Genomic DNA, 20,794 nt, shown 5'->3' with positions numbered 1-20,794 from the left:
TGAAGCGGCGCGTCGATTTTCGAACCGATACGCTAAAGCGCGCCTCACTGGCACAGATCGGCGCTAAAATCAAAGGCGGAGGGGTGTGAGCGTCCTCTTCACTCCCCCTTGATGATCGTCGCCATCTCTTCGCGCAGCGAATCCCTGCCCTCGTCGCCAACGCGATGAATATCGCTGATGACCGGCCGGCCATCCTCCTCGACGACGTCGAAATGCACTTCGTCAACCGTCGCCTTCATCTCCGCCTCGTCCATGCAGGCCCAGAGCTTGAATTTCGCCGTCACGTCAGTCACGCCGTCCTTCACCGCACCGGCCGTCACTGAAACTTCCTGCAGCGGGCAGCCATCCTGGGAGTTGGTCACGACATCGTAACCGAAGGGATCACCCTTCTCCCCGCTTTCTGCCTCGTAGGCCGGCTTCTTGGACGCTTCGTGATATTGTGCGACGAAATCCTTGCTGAACAGGCTGGTCAGCATGTCCTCATCAAAGATGTATTTCCAGTTTTCGGCGTCGCCGGACCAGTTCTTGACGGTGATATCCATCACCTTCTGGACGGGATCGGTGGGCCCGGCAGCAAGGGCGCTGTGGGAAAAGAGGACGGCGGCAGTCAGAAGCAGAATATTCCGCATGATGTGATCCCGGGGTAGGCCCGACAAGCGGGCGAAGCGATTCGCCTGACTGTATTCCGGCATTATGGTTTGGCAATGCGCAAAGCGTTATTGCGCTGCGCCAAAAAAGCGCCCCCCATGGCTTTGCCTCAGACGCTCGCAATGCTATAGCCGCACCGGATATTTTTCCGAATACCGGCGTTATCAGACGCCACAGCTTCGAAGGTGAGGAATTCATGGCAAAGATCAAGGTAGCCAATCCGGTCGTCGATCTCGACGGCGACGAAATGACCCGTATCATCTGGCAGCTCATCAAGGACAAGCTGATCCTGCCATACCTCGATCTCGACATCGAATATTACGATCTCTCGGTTGAAAACCGCGACGCCACCAACGACCAGGTCACTGTCGACGCGGCGCACGCCATCAAGAAGCACGGCGTCGGCATCAAGTGCGCCACCATCACCCCGGATGAAGCCCGCGTCGAGGAATTCGGCCTGAAGCAGATGTGGAAGAGCCCTAACGGCACGATCCGCAACATTTTGGGCGGCGTCATCTTCCGCGAGCCGATCATCTGCAAGAACGTTCCGCGCCTCGTTCCCGGCTGGACCAAGCCGATCGTTGTCGGCCGTCACGCTTTCGGCGACCAGTACAAGGCAACCGATTTCAAGTTCCCCGGCAAGGGCAAGCTGACCATCAAGTTCGTCGGTGAAGACGGTCAGGTCATCGAAAAGGACGTCTTCGATGCCCCGAGCGCTGGCGTGGCTCTTGCCATGTACAACCTCGACGAATCCATCCGCGAATTCGCCCGCGCCTCCATGAATTATGGCCTGATGCGCAAGTGGCCGGTTTACCTCTCCACGAAGAACACCATCCTCAAGGCCTATGACGGCCGCTTCAAGGATATCTTCGAAGAAGTCTACCAGACCGAGTTCAAGGCGCAGTTCGACGAAGCCGGTATCACCTATGAGCACCGCCTGATCGACGACATGGTCGCTTCCGCGCTGAAGTGGTCCGGCGGCTACATCTGGGCCTGCAAGAACTATGACGGCGACGTGCAGTCCGACACGGTTGCGCAGGGCTTCGGCTCGCTCGGCCTGATGACCTCAGTTCTTCTGTCACCGGACGGCCGCACAGTCGAAGCCGAAGCTGCGCACGGCACGGTTACGCGCCACTACCGCCAGCACCAGAAGGGTCAGGAAACCTCGACCAACTCGATCGCCTCGATCTTCGCCTGGACACGTGGCCTCGCCCACCGCGCCAAGCTGGACGACAATGCCGAGCTCGCAAAGTTCGCAACGACGCTCGAAACCGTCTGCGTCGACACCGTTGAAAGCGGCTTCATGACCAAGGATCTGGCCCTCCTCATCGGTCCGGACCAGCCCTGGCTCTCCACCACCGCCTTCCTCGACAAGATCGACGAGAACCTCAAGAAGGCGATGGCGGCTTAAGCCTGCTTTCCCAGCGACTTCAAAACCCGGCCTCAGCGCCGGGTTTTTTATGTGTACCGTAGAGCTGAAACGTCTGGTTTCTTTTTTGTTCACAGTATCTTGATTAGCTGTTGTACTAGGCGCAGACTTCGATTCCGCGTGCTGCGGCCAGTACAACAATAAGACAAAACTTAAATAGCATCTACTTGCACATAACTTGCCCGGCACAGTCAAACGTTCATCGGAGCATCAGCGCGGTCTTAGGGAACACGCGAAGGATGCTGCGGACTTAAAAAAAGCGAAGCGCAGGCGCGAAATCCGCATCGGTTTTCCCGGGATGCTTCGAGGATTTTGCTTGGGGAGGCAAAAGCATGAGTGAATTGATCTTCTACACCAACCCTATGTCGCGCGGACGCATCGCGCGGTGGATGCTCGAGGAAGTGGGCGTTCCATACCGAACGGAAATACTGGGTTTCGAGACCTCGATGAAATCGCCCGCCTATCGGCTGATAAATCCGATGGCGAAGGTGCCCGCCATCAAACACGGCGATACGATCGTCACCGAGGCGGCAGCGATCTGCGCCTATCTCGCCGATGCCTTTCCCGGCGCGAACCTTGCGCCCACGCCCAAGGCACGTGGGCTTTATTATCGCTGGATGTTCTTTGCCGCAGGCCCGCTGGAAATGGCGGCAAGCATGAAGGCGATGGGTTTCGAAGTGCCGAAGGAGAAGCTGCGCATGGCCGGCTGCGGCAGCTATGCGGATGTGATGAATACGCTTGAACGGGCCGTCAGCGAAAACCGCTTTATCGCCGGTGATCTCTTTACCGCAGCGGATGTCTATGTCGGTGCCCATATCGGCTGGGGGCTGCATTTCGGCACGATCGAAAAACGCCCGGCCTTTCTCGATTACATGGCCCATCTCACCGAACGCCCGGCCTTCAAGCGGGCCGCCCAGCTCGATGAGGAAGCGGCAAAGGACTTGCAGGCGACGGGCTGAAAGACGGGAACCGCTGTTCTGCGCCGGAGGCTTGAACCAGAATCAAAAGGGCGGGGGTAAAACCCCGCCCTTTTTGAATTTGCTCTGACTAGGCCGCCAGGGCCGCCGCCACCGCTTCGATGGCATCCTGCGCCTTGGCGCCATCAGGACCGCCGGCCTGCGCCATATCAGGGCGACCGCCGCCGCCCTTGCCGCCAAGTGCGGCAGACGCGGTGCGGACGATATCGACAGCGCTGAAACGGGCCGTCAGATCTTCCGTCACGGCCGCAACAGCGCTTGCCTTGCCATCTTCGGAAACAGCGATCAGCAGCACGACGCCGGAGCCGAGATTTGCCTTGGCTTCATCGGCAAGGCCCTTCAAGTCCTTGGCATCGATGCCGGACAGGGATTTTGCGAGGAAATTGACGCCTGCAACCTGCTGGACGTCGTTTGCGCCGGCATCCGAGGAACCACCGCCCATTGCGAGTTTCTTGCGGGCATCCGCAAGCTCGCGCTCCAGCTTCTTGCGCTCGTCGAGAAGTCCCTCGACACGCGACAGTACCTCGCCCGGCTGAACCTTCAGCGACGAAGCCAATGCCTTTACGCGCTCATCCTGCTCGGCGAGATAGGCAAGCGCGCCCTGCCCCGTCACGGCTTCCAGACGGCGCACACCCGCACCAACGGCGCTTTCGCCGAGAATGCGGATGAGGCCGATTTGGCCTGTTGCCGCCACATGCGTGCCGCCGCAAAGCTCGACGGAATAGGGACGGTTGGCTTTCGCGCCGTGCAGGCCGGTGCCCATGGACACGACACGAACCTCATCGCCATATTTTTCACCGAACAGCGCCATCGCACCCTCGGCAATGGCGTCATCAACGCTCATCAGGCGGGTGACAACAGGCGAGTTCTGCAAGACGATTTCGTTCGCCATCTCCTCGACCACCTTCAGCTCCTCGGCCGACATCGGCTTCGGATGCGAAACGTCGAAGCGCAGGCGCTCGGGCGCGACCAGCGAACCCTTCTGGGCGACGTGCGTGCCGAGCACCTCGCGCAGCGCCTCGTGCAGCAGGTGGGTGGCGGAGTGGTTGGCGCGCAGACGCGAACGACGGTCATGATCGACCGTCAGCTGCACGGCTTCGTCGAGCTTCAATCCGCCCTTGGAAACGGTGCCGGTATGCACGAACAGGCCTTCGCCCTTTTTCTGGGTGTCGGAAACGGCAAAGGCGCCATTGTCGCCGGAAATAACGCCGGTATCGCCCATCTGGCCACCGGACTCGCCATAAAACGGCGTCTGGTTGACGACGATCTGCACCGTCTCGCCCTCGGCGGCGCTGTCCACCGACTTGCCGTCCTTGACGATCGCCTGAATGACGCCTTCGGCGGTTTCAGTATCGTAACCGAGGAATTCGGTCGCGCCGAACTTTTCCTTCAGTTCGAACCAGACGGTTTCGGTCGCCTTGTCGCCGGAGCCGGCCCAGTGCGAGCGAGCTTCCGCCTTCTGGCGCTGCATGGCGTCGGTGAAGCCGGAAATATCGACGCCGATCTCACGCGCGCGCAGCGCATCCTGCGTCAGATCGAGCGGGAAACCATAGGTGTCGTAAAGCTTGAAAGCCGTTTCGCCGTCCAGCATGTCGCCCTTGTGCAGGGTCGAGGTGGCGTCGGAGAGAAGTGACAGGCCGCGTTCCAGGGTCTTGCGGAAACGGGTTTCCTCCAGCTTCAGCGTTTCGGAAATCAACGCCTCGGCGCGAACCAGTTCCGGATAGGCGCGGCCCATCTGCTGCACGAGTGCCGGCAGCAGCTTGTAGATCAGCGGCTCGCGCGCGCCGAGAAGTTCGGCATGGCGCATGGCGCGACGCATGATGCGGCGCAGGACATAACCGCGGCCTTCATTGGACGGCAGGACGCCATCGGCGATCAGGAAGGCGGAAGAGCGCAGATGGTCGGCGATGACCCGGTGGCTGGCGCGCTTTTCACCTTCGGCCGGAACACCGGTCGCTTCCACGGAAGCAGCAATCAGCGCGCGGAACAGATCCGTATCGTAATTGTCGTGCTTGCCCTGCAGCAGCGCGGAAATACGCTCAAGACCCATGCCCGTGTCGATCGACGGACGCGGCAGGTCGATGCGCTCTTCCTTCGTCAGCTGCTCATATTGCATGAAGACGAGGTTCCAGATTTCGATGAAACGGTCGCCATCCTCTTCCGGCGAGCCGGGCGGGCCGCCCCAGATATGATCGCCGTGGTCATAGAAAATTTCCGAACAGGGACCGCAGGGACCGGTATCGCCCATTGCCCAAAAATTGTCGCTGGTCGCAATGCGGATGATACGGTCGTCGGAGAAACCGGCAATCTTCTTCCAGAGGTTAAAGGCCTCGTCGTCGGTGTGATAGACAGTCACCAGCAGACGGTTGCGGTCGATGCCGAATTCCCTGGTGATCAGGTTCCAGGCATGGGTGATCGCTTCTTCCTTGAAATAATCGCCGAAGGAGAAATTGCCGAGCATTTCGAAGAAGGTGTGGTGGCGGGCGGTATAACCGACATTGTCGAGGTCGTTATGCTTGCCGCCGGCGCGCACGCATTTCTGCGCCGAAGCGGCCGTGGAATAAGGACGGCTTTCAAGACCGGTGAAGACGTTCTTGAACTGCACCATGCCGGCATTGGTGAACATCAGTGTCGGATCGTTGCGCGGCACCAGCGGGCTGGAGGGCACGATCTCATGTCCGTTCTTCTTGAAGTAGTCGAGAAAGGTCGACCGAATTTCATTCACACCGCTCATGCCCACACACCGCTCACAGCTGGAGTCCATCACCGCCACCGGAAACGATGGCTATATTGCAAAATCACTGGCTTTTATCGTCCGCATCCTGCCCTGTCCAGCCATGGAGGCGAAGCAAGACATATAGGCAAAGAAAAAGGGCCGCGCGAAGAAAAATCGCACGACCCTTTTGATCTATACCAGCTCGACGAAGTCTCCGGACGGCGACATCAGGACCTTCGCGGAATGCATCAGCCCTCGTCGCTGCCGTCGTCGCCTTCACCGGCATCCGGGCCGCCATTCTGCAGGAAGCGGTCGGCGATCAGACCTGCATTCTGGCGCAATGCCAGTTCGATCTCATTTGCCGTTTCCGGATTGTCGCGCAGGAAGGTCTTGGCGTTCTCACGCCCCTGCCCCAGACGCTGGCTGTTATAGGAGAACCATGCACCGGATTTCTCGACGATACCGGCCTTCACGCCGAGGTCGACGAGCTCACCGGTCTTGGAAACACCCTCGCCATACATGATGTCGAATTCCACCTGCTTGAAGGGCGGAGCCATCTTGTTCTTGACGACCTTGACGCGGGTCTGGTTGCCGACAACCTCTTCGCGCTCCTTGACGGCGCCGATACGGCGGATGTCGAGGCGAACGGACGCATAGAACTTGAGAGCGTTACCGCCTGTCGTCGTTTCCGGCGAACCGAACATGACGCCGATCTTCATGCGGATCTGGTTGATGAAGATGACCATGCATTTCGACTTGGAGATCGAAGCGGTCAGCTTGCGCAGCGCCTGGCTCATCAGGCGGGCCTGAAGACCCGGCAGGCTGTCGCCCATCTCACCTTCGATTTCCGCCCGCGGCGTCAGCGCCGCAACGGAGTCGACCACCAGGACATCAACCGCACCGGAACGCACCAGCGTATCGGTGATCTCAAGTGCCTGCTCGCCCGTATCCGGCTGCGAGATCAGAAGGCCCTGCAAATCCACGCCAAGCTTGCGGGCATAGACCGGATCGAGCGCGTGCTCGGCATCCACGAAGGCGCAGATGCCGCCCTTCTTCTGGGCTTCCGCAATCGTCTGCAGCGCCAGCGTCGTCTTACCCGAGCTTTCCGGGCCATAAATTTCAACGATGCGCCCCTTCGGCAAACCGCCGATGCCGAGCGCGATATCCAGGCTGAGAGAACCCGTCGAAACGGTCTCCACCTCAACCACATTTTCATTGGAACCGAGCTTCATAATCGATCCCTTGCCGAACGACCGTTCGATCTGGGAGAGCGCCGCTTCCAGTGCCTTGCTTTTATCCACCGATTTATCCTCTACGAGACGCAAAGAATTTTGTGCCATCCGAACCACCTTTAGGTTATTGAAGCCGCACAGGCAATGAAGCAGTATGGAAACGGTATGTACTCTATTTGTTCTCATTTCGCAAGGCTGAGCCAGCATATTGAAAACAAATAGCGATAAGTAGTTTGTTCTGCTTTCGTTTTTCCGTGCCCGGCCCATCGCCGCAAACCGGATGCGAGGTCAGGAAGACGTCAGTTTAGGCCGAATCGTCCGGTCTTTCCATCCGCCAAAGAGGGAAACGCAAGCGTGAAGAAAATACTCGTTCTGGGCGGCGCACATATCGACCGGCGCGGCATGATCGAGACTGAGACGGCGCCCGGCGCGAGCAACCCCGGCTCGTGGATGGAAGAGGCCGGCGGCGGCGGTTTCAACGCCGCGCGCAATCTCTCCCGCCTCGGTTTTCAGGTCCGCATCATTGCTCCGCGCGGCGGTGACGTGACAGGCGAAGCGGTGGCGGAGGCTGCGAAGCAGGCGGGCGTTGAAGACACGCCCTTCACCTTCCTCGACCGCCGCACGCCAAGCTACACCGCCATTCTGGAGCGTGACGGCAACCTCGTCATCGCGCTTGCGGATATGGACCTCTACAAGCTCTTCACCCCGCGCCGCCTGAAGATACGCGCCGTGCGGGAGGCGATCACTGCGAGCGATATCCTGCTTTGCGACGCCAATCTGCCTGATGATACGCTGACGGCGCTCGGCCTCGTTGCCCGCGCCTGCGAAAAACCGCTGGCCGCCATTGCCATATCGCCCGCCAAGGCGGTGAAGCTGAAAGCGACGCTCGGCGATATCGACGTCCTCTTCATGAACGAGGCGGAAGCCCGCGCGCTGACCGGCGAGACGGCGGCCAATGTCCGCGACTGGCCGGATATTCTGCGCAAGGCCGGGCTTTGCGGCGGCGTCGTTACCCGCGGCGCAAGCGAAGTCGTTGCCTTCAATGGAACGGAAAAAGCAATCCTCCACCCGCCTCTCATCCGCGAGGTGAAGGATGTCACCGGTGCGGGCGACGCCATGGCCTCTGGTTATCTCGCCGCCATCGCCGAGGGAAAGACGATTGCGGAGGCCTTGCGACAGGGGGCGGCCGCGGCGGCCATCACCGTGCAGTCCCCCTTCGCCACCTCGCATGAACTATCAAAAGACAGTGTCGAAGCCATGTTGGGGCTTGTTCCCCAGGCTGAAATGCTGGCATGAACCCGCTTTTGAAAACTGGAACAGATGCCATGACCCGCCCCATCTCCCCGCTCCTGCCCATCGTCTATTCTCAGGAAGTCGCCGCAGCCAAGCAGCGCGGCGCGCCGATCGTGGCGCTTGAATCGACCATCATCACCCATGGCATGCCCTATCCCGGCAACATCGAGATGGCCGAAAGCGTCGAACAGATCATCCGCGATCAGGGTGCGGTTCCGGCCACCATCGCCGTCATTCACGGCACGCTGCATATCGGTCTTGAGAAGGACCAGCTTGAGGCGCTTGCCCAGACAACCGACGCCATGAAGGTCTCGCGCGCCGATATCGCCTTTGCCATCGCCGAGCGCCGCACGGGCGCGACCACGGTTGCAGCCACCATGATCGCCGCCGCCCGCGCCGACATCCGCGTTTTTGCGACAGGCGGTATCGGCGGCGTGCACAAGGGCGCGGAAGAGACCTTCGACATCTCCGCCGATCTGACCGAGCTTGCCAAGACCGGCGTGATCGTCGTCTGCGCCGGCGCGAAAGCCATTCTCGATATTCCGAAGACGCTGGAGGTTCTCGAAACCAACGGCGTGCCTGTCGTCACCTTCGGGTCGGAAGAATTCCCGGCCTTCTGGTCCCGCTCTTCCGGCCTGTCGAGCCCGCTTTCGCTCAATAGCCCGGCGGCGATTGCCAATTTCCAGGCAACCCGCGAACAGCTGGGCATCGACGGCGGCATGCTGGTGGCCAATCCCGTGCCGGAAGCAGACGAAATTCCGCGCGAGGAGATGGAAATCTACATCAACCGCGCCATCTCGCACGCCGAGCGCGACGAAGTCACCGGCAAGGAAGTCACCCCCTACCTGCTCGGCGATATTTTCCGCCTCACAGATGGCCGCAGCCTGGAGACCAATATTGCGCTGGTGCGCAACAATGCGCAGCTTGCTGCTGAGATCGCCGTGGCGCTGAACTGAAGAAAAAATCGTCTTCTCAGTCATCCTCAGGCTTGATCCGAGGATCCACGATGCGCTCGCAGGAATGGATCCTCGCCTCAAGGGCGAGGATGACGGTGTGAAAGCAGAAGGCCTCGCAACCAACAAAAAAGGCCCGGAAAGCTTGCGCTTTCCAGGCCTTTTCTTTTCAGTTCCTGAACCCAATCAGTTCTGTGCGACCGGCTTCACCAGCGGCGTCACACGGCGGATGGTGACGCGGCGGTTCTGCTGTTCCGGGCCAAGTGTCTGAACCTTCAGGTAACGCTCGCCATAGCCTTGAGTCGCGAGGTTTTCCGGCGGAATACCGTAAACATCGGTCAGCACATTGGCGACGGAAGCGGCGCGCTCGTCCGAGAGAACGAGGTTGCTTTCATCCGAACCGACGGCATCGGTATGGCCTTCGATCAGGAAGGTTTCCCCCGGGTTCTTGTTGAGCGCCTTGTTGATGGCATCAGCCACCTTGCGCAGCGAACGTGCCTGCGCCATCGGGATCTCGGCACTGCCGGTGGCAAAAGTGATCGTATCAAGGTCGATACGGCGCACCTTGTCGCGGATACGGGCCGAATAACGCACTTCATCCAGCGAATAGACCCGCTCCACCGGTTCGACGGGCGGCTGTTCCAGGAAGCGGTAATAATCGCGGTCCGGATCGCTCGACGTGTCGATGATATAATCGGTCACGGGAATGCGCAGGCGCATCGGCGGCAGGTCGAGGCCGGGATCGCGATAGACATAATCACGGTCCGGATCTTCCATCAGCTCCGGTGCATAGAACAGCACATATTCGCGGCCGCGATCGTCGATGCGCGAGCGCTGGATCACGTCGCCATAACGGTTGCGGATCGTAACCACCTGCGTTCCATCGCGGCGCTCCACGGTTTCGCGGACACGACCGCCGCCCAAGCGCTCGTAATAGGGCTCACCACCATCGCGGATGAAGCGCTGGTTATCATCGCCGCGCACCACGACACGGTCGCCGAATTGCAGGATGATCGGCGCGTCGCCGTCACGATCCCGATCGCGCGGGCGGCCTTCGCGCGGCTGCCATTCGCGGACACCTTCCGGCCGCTCATATTGCGGACGACGATCGACACGTTCGCCCTGCTGGGAGGTGATCGCCTCCATCTTGACGGGCGGTGGCGGAGCCTTGCCTTCGGCGGCGCCGGCGCGCTGCGCTTCGGCGTCCGATGTCGGAACCTTCACGTCGCCGGCCTGCTCGCGTTCACGACGGCGCTCCTCGCGGGTCTGGCGGTTGCCGGAGCGTTCCACTTCCTTGTCGCTGTCGAGAACGGCGGCACCCTTGTCGACCGGCAGAATGACGGTATCGGCGGTCTTGGACGGGTCCTTGGCAATGGCCTTGGCCTTGTCCAGCTCTTCCTTCGTCATCGGCGGCGCTTCCGTCTGCGGAACAGCGACCTGATTGGGCACGGGTTCGCCGGCCGGCGCCTGTCCGGTCGTCGTACCGCTCGGCGGCGGAGGCGTCGGCGCGCCTGGCAGCGGGGCTGCAGGTTCAGTTCTACCCTGGCCCTCTACCGGCGGCTGTTCGGAAGGCTGACGACCCGGTGCGGGATTGGGCTGGGCCTCGGGCGCCGGCGGACGTGCGGGCGTCGGGGCTTCGGTCGGAACCGGTGCTTCCTTCACTGCCGGCTCCGGGGCGGCAGGCTTTTTCTCCGGAACGGCTTTTTCAGCCGGTTCGGCTTTCTGTTCCGGGGCCTTTTCCTCTACCTGCGGCTTTTTGGAAGGCGCCGGCTCGCGAGGCTTGGCCGGCTGCTCGGCATTTTCAGGGCGTGCTGCGGGCTCCTGTTCGGCTGCAGGTTCTTTCGCGCGCTCCTTACGGGGACGCTGCTGCTCACCCTCACCTGCGGGCTGCTCGGCCCGTTCGGGCTTGCGCGGACGTTCCTTCGGCTGCTCCTCGGCAGGTGCGGCTTCGGGTGCCGCCTCGCGCTGGCGTGCCGGGCGCTGTTCGCCCTCGCCCTGCGGCTCCTGTGCGCGTTCTGGTTTGCGGGGACGCTCCTGCGGCTGTTCGGCCGGCGCGGGCTCCGGGCGGGCCTCGCGCTGCTGCTGCGGTTCCCGCTGGGGTTCGGGCTGCGGCTCACGCTGGGGTTCCCTCTGGGGCTCCCTCTGCGGTTCTGGGCGTGGCTCGGCGGGCGCGGCTTCGCGTTTGGACTCCGGCTCACGCGGCGGTTCCGGTGCGCGCTCCTGGCGTTGCGGCTCGGCCTGCGGCTGCGCCTCTTCGGCCTGCTTGCGCCGCTTGCGCAGTTCCTCTTCCGGGTTCGGCTCTTCCGGCTGTGCCTGCGCCAGAATCACCTGACCGGTCGTCGCCTGTCCGGGAAGCGCCTGCGCCCGCGCGGCACCGGCAAAACCGGCCGCGGCCGGCTCCACCGCAATCGCCAGCGACATGAGGGGGAAAACCACCCCCGTCAGCAATGTGTTCTTCTTCAGCATCGGTGTTTCCTCATCTGCCATTATTGGTCGCCAGTCTTGCGACATCGTGATTCCGGCTGCGCGTGCAGGCGCTGGTCAACGCCCGGCACACACTTCGGTTCCCATGATGAACAAAGCGTTCTGTACCGGAAATGAACAGATCAAGGCCTTTTCGTGGAGGCTCTGCGGCACAAACGCGATGACTAATATTGCAGTTGCATTTTTTGACCAACCGGATGAATAATTGCATCCGCGCTGAAGGCCACAGGCGGTATCCTCCGTCCTGCCGCGCCCAGCGCCCATGGCGTCCGCACTGAAAACAACAACAGACTGCGGATGAACGACCAAAAGAGAGGATCGAAATGCCTATTTCCACCCGTCTGCTCGCAGCCGTATCGATTGCCGCCATCTCGCTGTTGTCGGGCGCAGCCCTCGCGCAGGACAAGATCGTCATCGGCACCGAAGGCGCCTATCCGCCCTTCAACAATCTCGAAGCCGACGGCACGCTGACCGGCTTCGACATCGACATCGCCAAGGCGCTGTGCGAACAAATGAAGGCCGAGTGCACCTTCGTCACCAATGACTGGGACGGCATCATCCCCGCCCTGCAGGCCAAGAAGTTCGACGCCATCATCGCGTCCATGTCGATCACGCCGGAACGTCTCCAGAAGGTCGACTTCTCCAAGAAATATTACAACACCCCGCCGGCTATCGCCGTACCGAAGGATTCGCCGATCAAGTCCCTCGATGATCTCAAGGGCAAGTCGCTCGGCGCGCAGGGTTCCACCACCCACTCCAACTATGCCGAAAAGCATTTCCCGGATGCCGACCTGAAGATGTATCCGACCGCCGACGAATATAAGCTCGACATCGCCAATGGCCGCATCGACGCCGTCATCGACGACATCGTCGTGCTTTCGGAATGGCTGAAGACGGATGCCGGCGCCTGCTGCAAGATCCTGACGCCGCTCAAGGTCGACGTCGAGATCAACGGCAATGGCGCGGGCGTTGCCGTGCGCAAGGGTGACACGGCGCTCGCCGACAAGTTCACCGCCGCCATCGCCGGCATCCGCGCCAGTGGCAAGTATCAGGAGATCAACAAAAAATACTTCGATTTCGACGTTTACGGCGAGTAAGCCTGTTCGATCTGTTGAAATCTCGTGGCGGAAGGCTTGCCCTTCCGCCATTTTTGTTTGAAAACGTCACGATAACAATCACGGCGGCTTAAGACCGCAGGGGAAAACTGGCATGAGCGGAGCATTTTCCGCCATAGGTGCGTTCTGGACCTATGTCTCGACACTTCTCGATCCCTTCTGCGGGCCGGTCGGTCTCTTCTCGCTTTTCGGAAACGGCACCCTGGTCGCCTGCGGCGATGCTGGCTGGGGCGATGAGATCGCTTTCGGCGTCAAGGTCACGATCTCGCTGGCGCTTGCCACCCTGCCCGTCGGACTGCTGATCGGTTTTCTCATCGCGCTCGCTGCACAATCGGAAGAAAAATCGCTGCGGCTGGCGACCGGTATCTACACCACCATCTTCCGAGGTCTGCCGGAACTCCTGACGCTCTTCATCGTCTATTACGGCATCCAGATGCTGCTGCAATCGGTGGCCGGTTATATCGGCATCACCGGCCCGGTCGAGATCAACGCTTTCGTGGCGGGCATGGTGGCGCTGTCGGTGGTGTTCTCGTCCTATGCTTCCGAAGTGTTGCTCTCCGCCTTCAAGGCCATACCCAGGGGGCAATATGAGGCAGGTGCCGCACTTGGTCTTTCGCGGGGCCGCACCATGGTGCTCATCATCATTCCGCAACTCGTCCGCATCGCCCTGCCCGGCATGACCAATCTCTGGGTCATCCTCCTGAAAGACACGTCCTACGTCTCGATCATCGGCCTTGCCGATATCATCCGCCAGACCGGCATCGCCGCCCGCGTCAGCAAGGAAGCCTTCTTCTTTTACAGCATCGCCTGCCTGCTCTATCTCATTCTCGCGCTGCTTTCGTCCATCGGCATCGGTTTCATCGATCGCTGGTCGCGCAAGTCGGAGGTAAGCCGATGAGCCATGTTCAGGAACTCATTCCCGCGCGCCCTGCCCCGGCGGTAGCGGACAAGCCGCTCAATATTTCCCGCATCGTCGGCATCGCCGTCATCACGCTCTGGCTGCTGCTCGCCGCCGGGCTGATCTTCGCCATGATCGAAGGCTGGGACTGGGATAAATTCGGGCGTTACGGGCCGCGTTACATCGATGGTCTCATCACCACCATCACGCTGGTCGGCAGCTCGATCATTCTCGGCGCCATTCTTTCCGTGCCGATCGCCTTCGGCCGCATGTCGGAAAACCGCGTCATCGGCGCACTCGCCTATGCCTATGTCTATGTCTTTCGCAGCACACCGCTTCTGGCGCAGCTTTTCCTGATCTATTACGGCCTCGGCAGCTTCCGCCAGGGGCTGGAGACCGTCGGCCTGTGGTGGTTCTTCCGCGAGGCCTGGTATTGCGGCCTCCTGTCGCTCACTCTCAACACCGCCGCCTATCAGGCCGAAATCCTGCGCGGCGCGATCCGCAGCGTGCCGCGCGGCCAGCACGAGGGGGCCGCCTCGCTCGGCCTGTCGAAACTCATCACCTTCCGCAAGGTCATCCTGCCGCAGGCGCTCATCGTGGCGCTGCGTCCCTATGGCAACGAGATCATCCTGATGATCAAGGGTTCGGCGGTGGTCTCCATCGTCACGGTCTTCGACCTCATGGGGCAGACGCGTTACGCCTTTTCCCGCACCTTCGATTATCAGGCCTATCTCTGGGCGGCGATCTTCTACCTGACGATCGTCGAAACGCTTAGACATGTCTGGGCATGGCTGGAGGCCCGCCTGACGCGCCATCTCAAGCGCTAAGCGGAAAAGTTGGCAGCACTCATCAAGGAAGGCTGCTAACATTTTGAAAAATATAACTATTTTATGACAATCCATGTCCCTGGCAAGCTTGGATTAACCATGTCGTGTTCCCATATTCGATACAGCGGCAATGCTGTGATCGGCAATCATGGAAACGGGAACCGCCGTCATGAACAAGGACATGGAAATGATGCTGAGAGGCTACGGCCTCACCACCGCCCAGATTTTTTATCGCCTGCCGGACCATCCGCTGGTTCTCCAGACCTATGTCTGGCAGGACTATGATCTGGCCCCTGATTTCCCCGAAATGCACGGGTTCCTCAAATTCTGGCAGGAAAAGCTCGACGGGCCTTTGCACTCCGTCCGCTACGTGCACCGGCAGGTGATCTCGGCGCAGGAATGGCGCGCGCTCAAAGGGGAGTTCATCCTCCACTGAGCCATCGCGCCACATAAACATTGCGCCCGCCTCCGATGCGGCTTACAGCAAACTTCAACTGAAGACGCTGACGGATAAGGCACGATGACGAAGAACCAGAAAATCGACGAAGAGGCGCTTGCCGAGGCCTATAACCGCGCACTCGCGCTTGAAAAATCAGGCGATGTGGATGCGGCGGTGAAGGCCTATGAAGAAGTTCTCGCCATCGATCCGGAGGATCACGGCGGCGCGGCCGTTCGCATCGCCGCCATGGGCCGGGGCGAACAGCCATCGAAAGCACCTGATGCCTATGTCGAAACCCTGTTCGACCAGCATGCCGAAGCTTTCGAGGATATTCTTGTCGAGCAGCTCGGTTACGCCGTGCCGATGATGGTGCGCCAGCGGCTGCAGACCCTCAACCTCGGCCCCTTCAAGCGCCTGCTCGATCTCGGCTGCGGCACCGGCCTCACCGGCGAAGCGCTGCGCGATATGGCCGACGATATCACCGGCATTGATATTTCCGAAAACATGGTCGAGATCGCCCATGAGAAGGACCTTTACGAGACGCTCTACGTCGCCGAAGCCGAGGACTTTCTTGAAGATAATGACGACGAGCCCTTCGACATCATCACCGCAACCGATGTGCTGCCCTATCTCGGCGCGCTGGAGCCACTGTTTTTCGGCGCTGCCGAAAACCTCAATGCCGGCGGCCTGCTGATCTTCTCGTCGGAAACTCTGCCCGAAGCGACGCTCGCCGGACGCCCCTATATGGTCGGCCCGCACCAGCGTTTCGCCCATGCGGAAACTTATGTCCGCGAAAGACTGGCCGCGACCGGTTTCGAGGTTCTCGAAGTGACCGACATCAACGTGCGCATGCAGGACGGCAATCCGACGCCCGGTCATCTGGTGATTGCGAAGCTCAAGGGCTGATGCGACATCGGAGGCTTATGCCCCCGACATCTCGGCACCTTTCTTCTCCCCGGCGGGGAGAAGAAACAAGCAGCACGCGCTCGCCCTATATATGGCGAACACGGCTCCTGCCTGAATCAAGCTCTCAGCAACATCCGCCAGCGGGTTGAAGAGACTCAATTTTCCCGCCCTCTCAACTCGCCTTCGGACGCCAGACGATATCCGCCACCTTGAGTTTCTTCGGCACGATCTTCAGATCATAGAATTCGTCTGCAAGTGCCTGCTGATAGGCAATGGCTTCATCCGGAACCAGCGAGACCCGTCCGAGATCGGCTCCCGGCCGTGTCAGCGAGACCTTGGTGACATCCTCGGGAACGCCGGTGATCGACGCCAGCGATTTTGCCGTTGCATCGATATTGGCCTGCGCCTTCGCACCCACATTCGCCAGTTCCTTGAGGATCAGCGGCACGAGATCGGGATTGGTCTCGACGAAATCGCCGTTGGCGAGGAAGTAGCTCCACGGATCGACGATGCCTTCGGCGGTCGAGAGAACCCGTGTTGTCGGCTCTTTTTCCGCCACCGCGAAATAGGGATCCCAGATCGACCAGGCGTCGATGCTGCCGCTGCGGAAGGCGGCGGCCGCATCCGGCGGCGCAAGATCGACTGGGGTAATGTCGTTCAAGGTCAATCCGGCCTTTCGCAGCGCCTTGACCGTGACGTTGTGGGCGCTGGAGCCGCGCTTGAAGGCAACCTTCTTGCCTTTCAGGTCTTCGAGCGCCTTCAGCGGCGAATCCTTCTGCACGAGGATAGCCGATCCGCCGGCCGCCGCCTTGTAGGTGCCGACGTAACGCAGATTGCCGCCGGCGGCCTGCGCGAAAAGCGGCGGCACATCGCCAGTCGGGCCGATATCCAGCGCGCCTGCGCCAAGCGCTTCGAGAAGCGGCGGCCCGGAGGAGAATTCCGACCATTTGACCTCGATGCCGCGATCTTTCAGCAGCGCTTCGAGCGCGCCCTGGCTTTTCGCAAGCGCTATCACGCCATTCTTCTGCCAACCAATCCGCAATGTGGTGGTTGCGGCGCTTGCCCGCCGGATATGCGGCAGAAACGCCGCCCCGGTCGCACCTGCAATCAGTCCCAATGTTCCGCGTCGTGTGAGCATATGGATATCCCTCGCTATTCCATCCTTCGACAGTAAAAGCGTAGATATTCGAGAGATTTTATCAAAATCCCAGTTTGCGCGTAGACAGCGCCGAGAGAATTGAATGTGCGAATTTGCCGTTATGGGCGGAATAAGATTGTCGTGGCCGGGCGGCCGCTATCGGATGGCCCTTCCGACAGGATCAACCCCTGGCAGGGCAGGAAAGGCAACCCGCCAATAAAAATGCCCTCCCCGGCAGCCGGAAAGGGCATTGATCAAAAACCCAGCCAGCGGCGGATCACTCCTCGCCGGATTTCGGATTATCCAGCAGCATGTAATCGAGCGGCAGTTCGGTCGTATATTTGATCTGCTCCATCGCAAACGCGGAGGACACGTCGCGAATTTCGATCTTGGCGATCATGCGCTTGTAGAAAGCGTCATAGGCGGCAATGTCAGGCACGACGACGCGCAGCAGATAATCGACGTCACCGCTCATGCGGTAAAATTCGACGACTTCCGGAAACTCGGAAACCACCTCGGAGAAGCGCTTCAGCCATTCGATGGAATGGGAAGCGGTGCGGATGGAAACGAAAACCGTGACCTTGGTGTTGACCTTGACCGGATCGAGCAGCGCCACGCGCCGGCGGATGACGCCGTCTTCTTCCATCTTCTGAATACGCCGCCAACAGGGCGTCGTGGAAAGGCCGACCTTTTTCGCCAGATCGGCAACGGCCAGCGTGGAATCCTCTTGCAGAATGCGCAAAATCTTACGGTCTAGGCGATCCAATGCGTCTACCCTCCTGAATTAATTTCCTTTCAATACACTAATTTTCGCAGAAAAACAGAAAATTGTTTCACTAAAGCCGCATTTCCACATGTTGTCGCAGAACCGGCAGCAGCTCCTCCGCGAACCATGGGTTCTTTTTCAGCCAGCCGGTGTTGCGCCAGCTCGGATGCGGCAGGGGAAAAATGCCGGGACCGGAATTGGCATGGAGATAGCTGCGCCAGTTTTGCACCGTTTCGGTCATGGTTTTGCGCCGCCTTTCACCCAGGTGAAAAGCCTGTGCATATTGGCCGATGGCGAGGATCAGCTCCACCTGCGGCATTGCCACCATTACCCGCTCGCGCCAGTGCGGCGCACATTCGCGCCGGGGCGGCAGGTCGCTGCCTTTGTCGTCATAACCGGGAAAACAGAAGCCCATGGGCACGATGGCGAAACGATCCGGGTCATAGAATGTCTCCCGATCGACGTTCAGCCACTGGCGCAGCCTGTCACCCGAGGCATCGTTGAAGGGCAACCCCGTTTCGTGCACACGAAGCCCCGGCGCCTGCCCGGCAATCAGGATACGCGCCTTGGTCGACATGACGACCACCGGCCGGGGTTCGTGCGGCAGGCGATCAGCCATTCCGTTGAGCGGCATATCGCGACAGAGACGACAGTGGGCGATTTCGCCGCGCAACCCGTCCAGCCCATCATCACGCACCAGCGCTAGCTCAACCATGGTCCCATCCCATGAGATGGCGGATAATGGTGAGGAAACCCGCCGCCGGCGTTTCCAGATCCGCGGCACGGTGTTCCCGCCGCCATTGCGATGGTTTCTCGAATTCTCCCGCCCAGATGCCGCGCGCCTCCCTGCGCGCCGCCGCCTGCTCGCTTGAGAACTGGAAATAACCTGATGCGACCGCAAAACCCGCCGACACCATTTCCGATGAGACATCCCTGCCGTCTGCGGAACAATAGACGAGCAGCCGCCCGTAACGGTCTCTGGAACTGCCGGAACAGGAAAAATCCGTCGGCCGGGCCAGCCGTTGCAGGACACGGCGCGCCTCCTCGCCGCACGGCCAGCTTTCGCTGCCGCGCAGACATGTCTGGGCAAGCTCCGGCGCATCGATACCGAGCAGCCGGAAACGTTCCTCACCCTTTGACAGCGTGTCGCCATCGATCACGAAGAAGCGGCCGCTATAGGTTTCGCTGTTGATCTGATCGAGCTTGGCCGCGATCAGAATACCGAGAAAAACCGTGGCGAGAAAAAGCCCGCCATCGCGAAATGCCGAAAAACGCCTGCTTTTGCCTCCATTTCGTCTCATGTAACAACAAACCCTTGTCAGAAATGGCAAACAAATCCTTTAACGGCAGCATCTTCTTAAGATTTTGCGCGTAGTCTGCAAGGGTTCATGTCACCCGCGTTGTAACAATGAGTAAAAGCGTCAGCACGTCCACCGACAAGATCATCGTCGACCGCTCGAAAAAACACCGCAACAAGGCGGTTTTCGACACGGTGAAGACGACGCGTGAACGCCTGCAACAGGGTGCTGGCGGAACCGAAGCCTATGAACGCGAAATGCTGACCATGCACATCGCCGAGACCCTTCAAGGCGCGATGTTCATGCCGCTTTTCATCGTGCTCGCCTCCGTCATCGGTCTTTATATCACCCGCGACATCGGGCTGATCATCTGGTCGCTGATTGCGCTCAGCTTCCACGCCATCGCTCTGGTGCTGGCCAAGAAAGCGGCGAAACAGGAGATCACCGCCGAAAACCTCCAGCACTGGAAAAATCTGTTCCTCGGCATGCAGATCCTCATCGGCTGCGCATGGGCCATGTTCGCACTGGCCGAACCGGTGCGCAACGACCCGACGCTTGTTCTCTTCTTCAAGGGCGCAACGCTGCTGATCGCGCTTTCGCTGACCGCCATGGCCAATTTCATGCTGCGGCGGGCGACTTTCATGACCTTCCTGCCGGTTATGGCGGCGCTGTGCGTCACCTCGGCCATCTCTCGTGATCCATTCGATGTCGGCCTTGCATTGATGTTCGGCATGGCGATCCTCTTTTGTCATCGCATCACCAGCCGGCTCTACCAGACCAGCGTCAAGCTCCTGTCGTCCCAGACGGAAAAGGACGACCTTATCGCCGAGCTCGAAGTCGCCAACTCGGTTTCGGATGAGGCGCGACGCCGCGCCGAAGAGGCCAATCTGGCCAAATCACGTTTTCTCGCTTCCATGTCGCATGAGCTGCGCACCCCGCTCAACGCCATTCTCGGCTTCTCCGAGGTCATGGCGTCAGAAGTGCTCGGCCCGCTCAACAACCCGCTCTACAAGGAATATTCCGGCGATATCCACCGCTCCGGCCAGCACCTGCTCGATCTCATCAACGAAATCCTCGACCTGTCGCGCATCGAGGCCGGTCGCTATGATCTCAATGAGGAATCCATCTCGATGCTGGAAATCGCCGAGGATTGCATCGGCATGATCCAGCTTCGCGCCCGCGCCAAGAATATCAGGATTTCGCAGCAGTTCGAAAGCAGCCTGCCGCAGGTCTGGGCTGACGAAAAATCGATCCGCCAGGTCATTCTCAACCTTCTCTCAAATGCCGTGAAATTCACGCCGCAGGGCGGTGAAATCCTTGTGAAAGCCGGCTGGACGGCGGGCGGCGGCCAATATGTGTCGATCAGGGATAACGGCCCCGGCATTCCCGAAGACGAAATCCCCGTGGTGCTGTCGGCCTTCGGTCAGGGCTCGATCGCGATCAAGAGCGCCGAACAGGGAACCGGGCTTGGCCTGCCCATCGTTCAGGCCATTCTCGCCAAGCATGACGGCCAGTTCATCCTGAAATCGAAACTGCGCGAGGGCACCGAGGGCATCGCCATCCTGCCGGCAAAACGCGTGCTGCAGAGCCTGCCGGCCGTGGAGGAAACCCACGCCATCCAGCCGCGCCGGCGGTCCTTCGCCTGAAAACCCTGAGCATTAGCCAAAAAAGCGGA

The 20,794-nt window shown here is 60.3% G+C and carries 18 protein-coding genes; 10 read left to right on the top strand and 8 right to left on the bottom strand.

Going from position 1 to position 20,794, the window contains the following annotated elements; genetic code table 11:
* Positions 1-98: 98 nt before the first annotated feature.
* Positions 99-629 carry a hypothetical protein gene (locus AC5I5B_RS01295; RefSeq protein WP_020012867.1) on the bottom strand — a complete coding sequence of 177 codons (531 nt, stop codon included), beginning with the start codon at positions 627-629 and terminating at the stop codon, positions 99-101.
* A gap of 215 nt (positions 630-844) precedes the next feature.
* On the opposite strand from AC5I5B_RS01295, the gene AC5I5B_RS01290 reads away from it, so the two are divergent.
* Entirely contained in the window at positions 845-2,059 is a 1,215-nt protein-coding gene (locus AC5I5B_RS01290; protein ID WP_003507881.1) for an NADP-dependent isocitrate dehydrogenase, read from the top strand.
* Between the two features lie 350 nt (positions 2,060-2,409).
* Entirely contained in the window at positions 2,410-3,036 is a 627-nt protein-coding gene (locus tag AC5I5B_RS01285; protein ID WP_003507880.1) for a glutathione S-transferase family protein, read from the top strand.
* Between the two features lie 88 nt (positions 3,037-3,124).
* Here AC5I5B_RS01285 and alaS read toward each other — a convergent pair whose 3' ends face one another.
* The gene (gene alaS, locus AC5I5B_RS01280) at positions 3,125-5,788 is read right to left on the bottom strand and encodes an alanine--tRNA ligase (RefSeq protein WP_111834509.1); all 2,664 of its coding nucleotides are present in this window, start codon (positions 5,786-5,788) and stop codon (positions 3,125-3,127) included.
* 230 nt (positions 5,789-6,018) lie between these two features.
* Complete coding sequence (recA, locus tag AC5I5B_RS01275) at positions 6,019-7,110, bottom strand: recombinase RecA (protein ID WP_020012874.1); 1,092 nt, start codon at positions 7,108-7,110, stop codon at positions 6,019-6,021.
* A 246-nt stretch (positions 7,111-7,356) separates the two neighbouring features.
* Here recA and AC5I5B_RS01270 point away from each other — a divergent pair, with 246 nt between their 5' ends.
* Complete coding sequence (locus AC5I5B_RS01270; RefSeq protein WP_111834510.1) at positions 7,357-8,298, top strand: carbohydrate kinase family protein; 942 nt, start codon at positions 7,357-7,359, stop codon at positions 8,296-8,298.
* Between the two features lie 29 nt (positions 8,299-8,327).
* Positions 8,328-9,251 (top strand): pseudouridine-5'-phosphate glycosidase, encoded by a 924-nt coding sequence (locus tag AC5I5B_RS01265; RefSeq protein WP_060723296.1) that lies wholly within the window; start codon positions 8,328-8,330, stop codon positions 9,249-9,251.
* 183 nt (positions 9,252-9,434) lie between these two features.
* Here AC5I5B_RS01265 and AC5I5B_RS01260 read toward each other — a convergent pair whose 3' ends face one another.
* Positions 9,435-11,714, bottom strand: coding sequence for an OmpA family protein (locus AC5I5B_RS01260; RefSeq protein ID WP_111834547.1), 2,280 nt, complete (start codon positions 11,712-11,714; stop codon positions 9,435-9,437).
* A gap of 341 nt (positions 11,715-12,055) precedes the next feature.
* On the opposite strand from AC5I5B_RS01260, the gene AC5I5B_RS01255 reads away from it, so the two are divergent.
* The 5 genes from AC5I5B_RS01255 (at position 12,056) to AC5I5B_RS01235 (ending at position 15,917) form a co-directional block, all read left to right on the top strand.
* Positions 12,056-12,829: an ABC transporter substrate-binding protein gene (locus AC5I5B_RS01255; protein ID WP_111834511.1), complete on the top strand. Its 774-nt coding sequence runs from the start codon at positions 12,056-12,058 to the stop codon at positions 12,827-12,829.
* 112 nt (positions 12,830-12,941) lie between these two features.
* Positions 12,942-13,745, top strand: coding sequence for an ABC transporter permease (locus AC5I5B_RS01250; protein WP_003507866.1), 804 nt, complete (start codon positions 12,942-12,944; stop codon positions 13,743-13,745).
* A complete protein-coding gene (locus AC5I5B_RS01245; protein ID WP_003507864.1) occupies positions 13,742-14,572 on the top strand; it encodes an ABC transporter permease in 831 nt (276 codons plus the stop codon). The genes AC5I5B_RS01250 and AC5I5B_RS01245 overlap by 4 nt, the downstream gene beginning before the upstream one ends.
* Before the next feature lie 169 nt (positions 14,573-14,741).
* A complete protein-coding gene (locus AC5I5B_RS01240; protein ID WP_060723297.1) occupies positions 14,742-15,008 on the top strand; it encodes an usg protein in 267 nt (88 codons plus the stop codon).
* An 84-nt stretch (positions 15,009-15,092) separates the two neighbouring features.
* Complete coding sequence (locus tag AC5I5B_RS01235; RefSeq protein WP_111785015.1) at positions 15,093-15,917, top strand: class I SAM-dependent methyltransferase; 825 nt, start codon at positions 15,093-15,095, stop codon at positions 15,915-15,917.
* A gap of 172 nt (positions 15,918-16,089) precedes the next feature.
* On the opposite strand, the gene AC5I5B_RS01230 is transcribed toward AC5I5B_RS01235, so the two are convergent.
* From AC5I5B_RS01230 to AC5I5B_RS01215, 4 genes are all read right to left on the bottom strand, one after another.
* Positions 16,090-17,055: an aliphatic sulfonate ABC transporter substrate-binding protein gene (locus AC5I5B_RS01230; protein ID WP_111781116.1), complete on the bottom strand. Its 966-nt coding sequence runs from the start codon at positions 17,053-17,055 to the stop codon at positions 16,090-16,092.
* A 277-nt stretch (positions 17,056-17,332) separates the two neighbouring features.
* Positions 17,333-17,821, bottom strand: a complete 489-nt coding sequence (locus AC5I5B_RS01225; RefSeq protein WP_003507846.1) for an Lrp/AsnC family transcriptional regulator — start codon at positions 17,819-17,821, stop codon at positions 17,333-17,335.
* A 70-nt stretch (positions 17,822-17,891) separates the two neighbouring features.
* Complete coding sequence (locus AC5I5B_RS01220; RefSeq protein ID WP_162724162.1) at positions 17,892-18,536, bottom strand: uracil-DNA glycosylase family protein; 645 nt, start codon at positions 18,534-18,536, stop codon at positions 17,892-17,894.
* Entirely contained in the window at positions 18,529-19,122 is a 594-nt protein-coding gene (locus AC5I5B_RS01215) for a thermonuclease family protein (RefSeq protein ID WP_111834512.1), read from the bottom strand. The genes AC5I5B_RS01220 and AC5I5B_RS01215 overlap by 8 nt, the downstream gene beginning before the upstream one ends.
* A 107-nt stretch (positions 19,123-19,229) precedes the next feature.
* Between AC5I5B_RS01215 and pdhS2 the strand changes: the two genes are divergently transcribed.
* Positions 19,230-20,765 (top strand): two-component system sensor histidine kinase PdhS2, encoded by a 1,536-nt coding sequence (pdhS2, locus tag AC5I5B_RS01210; protein ID WP_099085242.1) that lies wholly within the window; start codon positions 19,230-19,232, stop codon positions 20,763-20,765.
* Positions 20,766-20,794 lie beyond the last annotated feature (29 nt).

The sequence above is a fragment of the Agrobacterium sp. genome, assembly GCF_059499945.1.
This window is presented reverse-complemented; position numbering and strand designations above follow the sequence as displayed.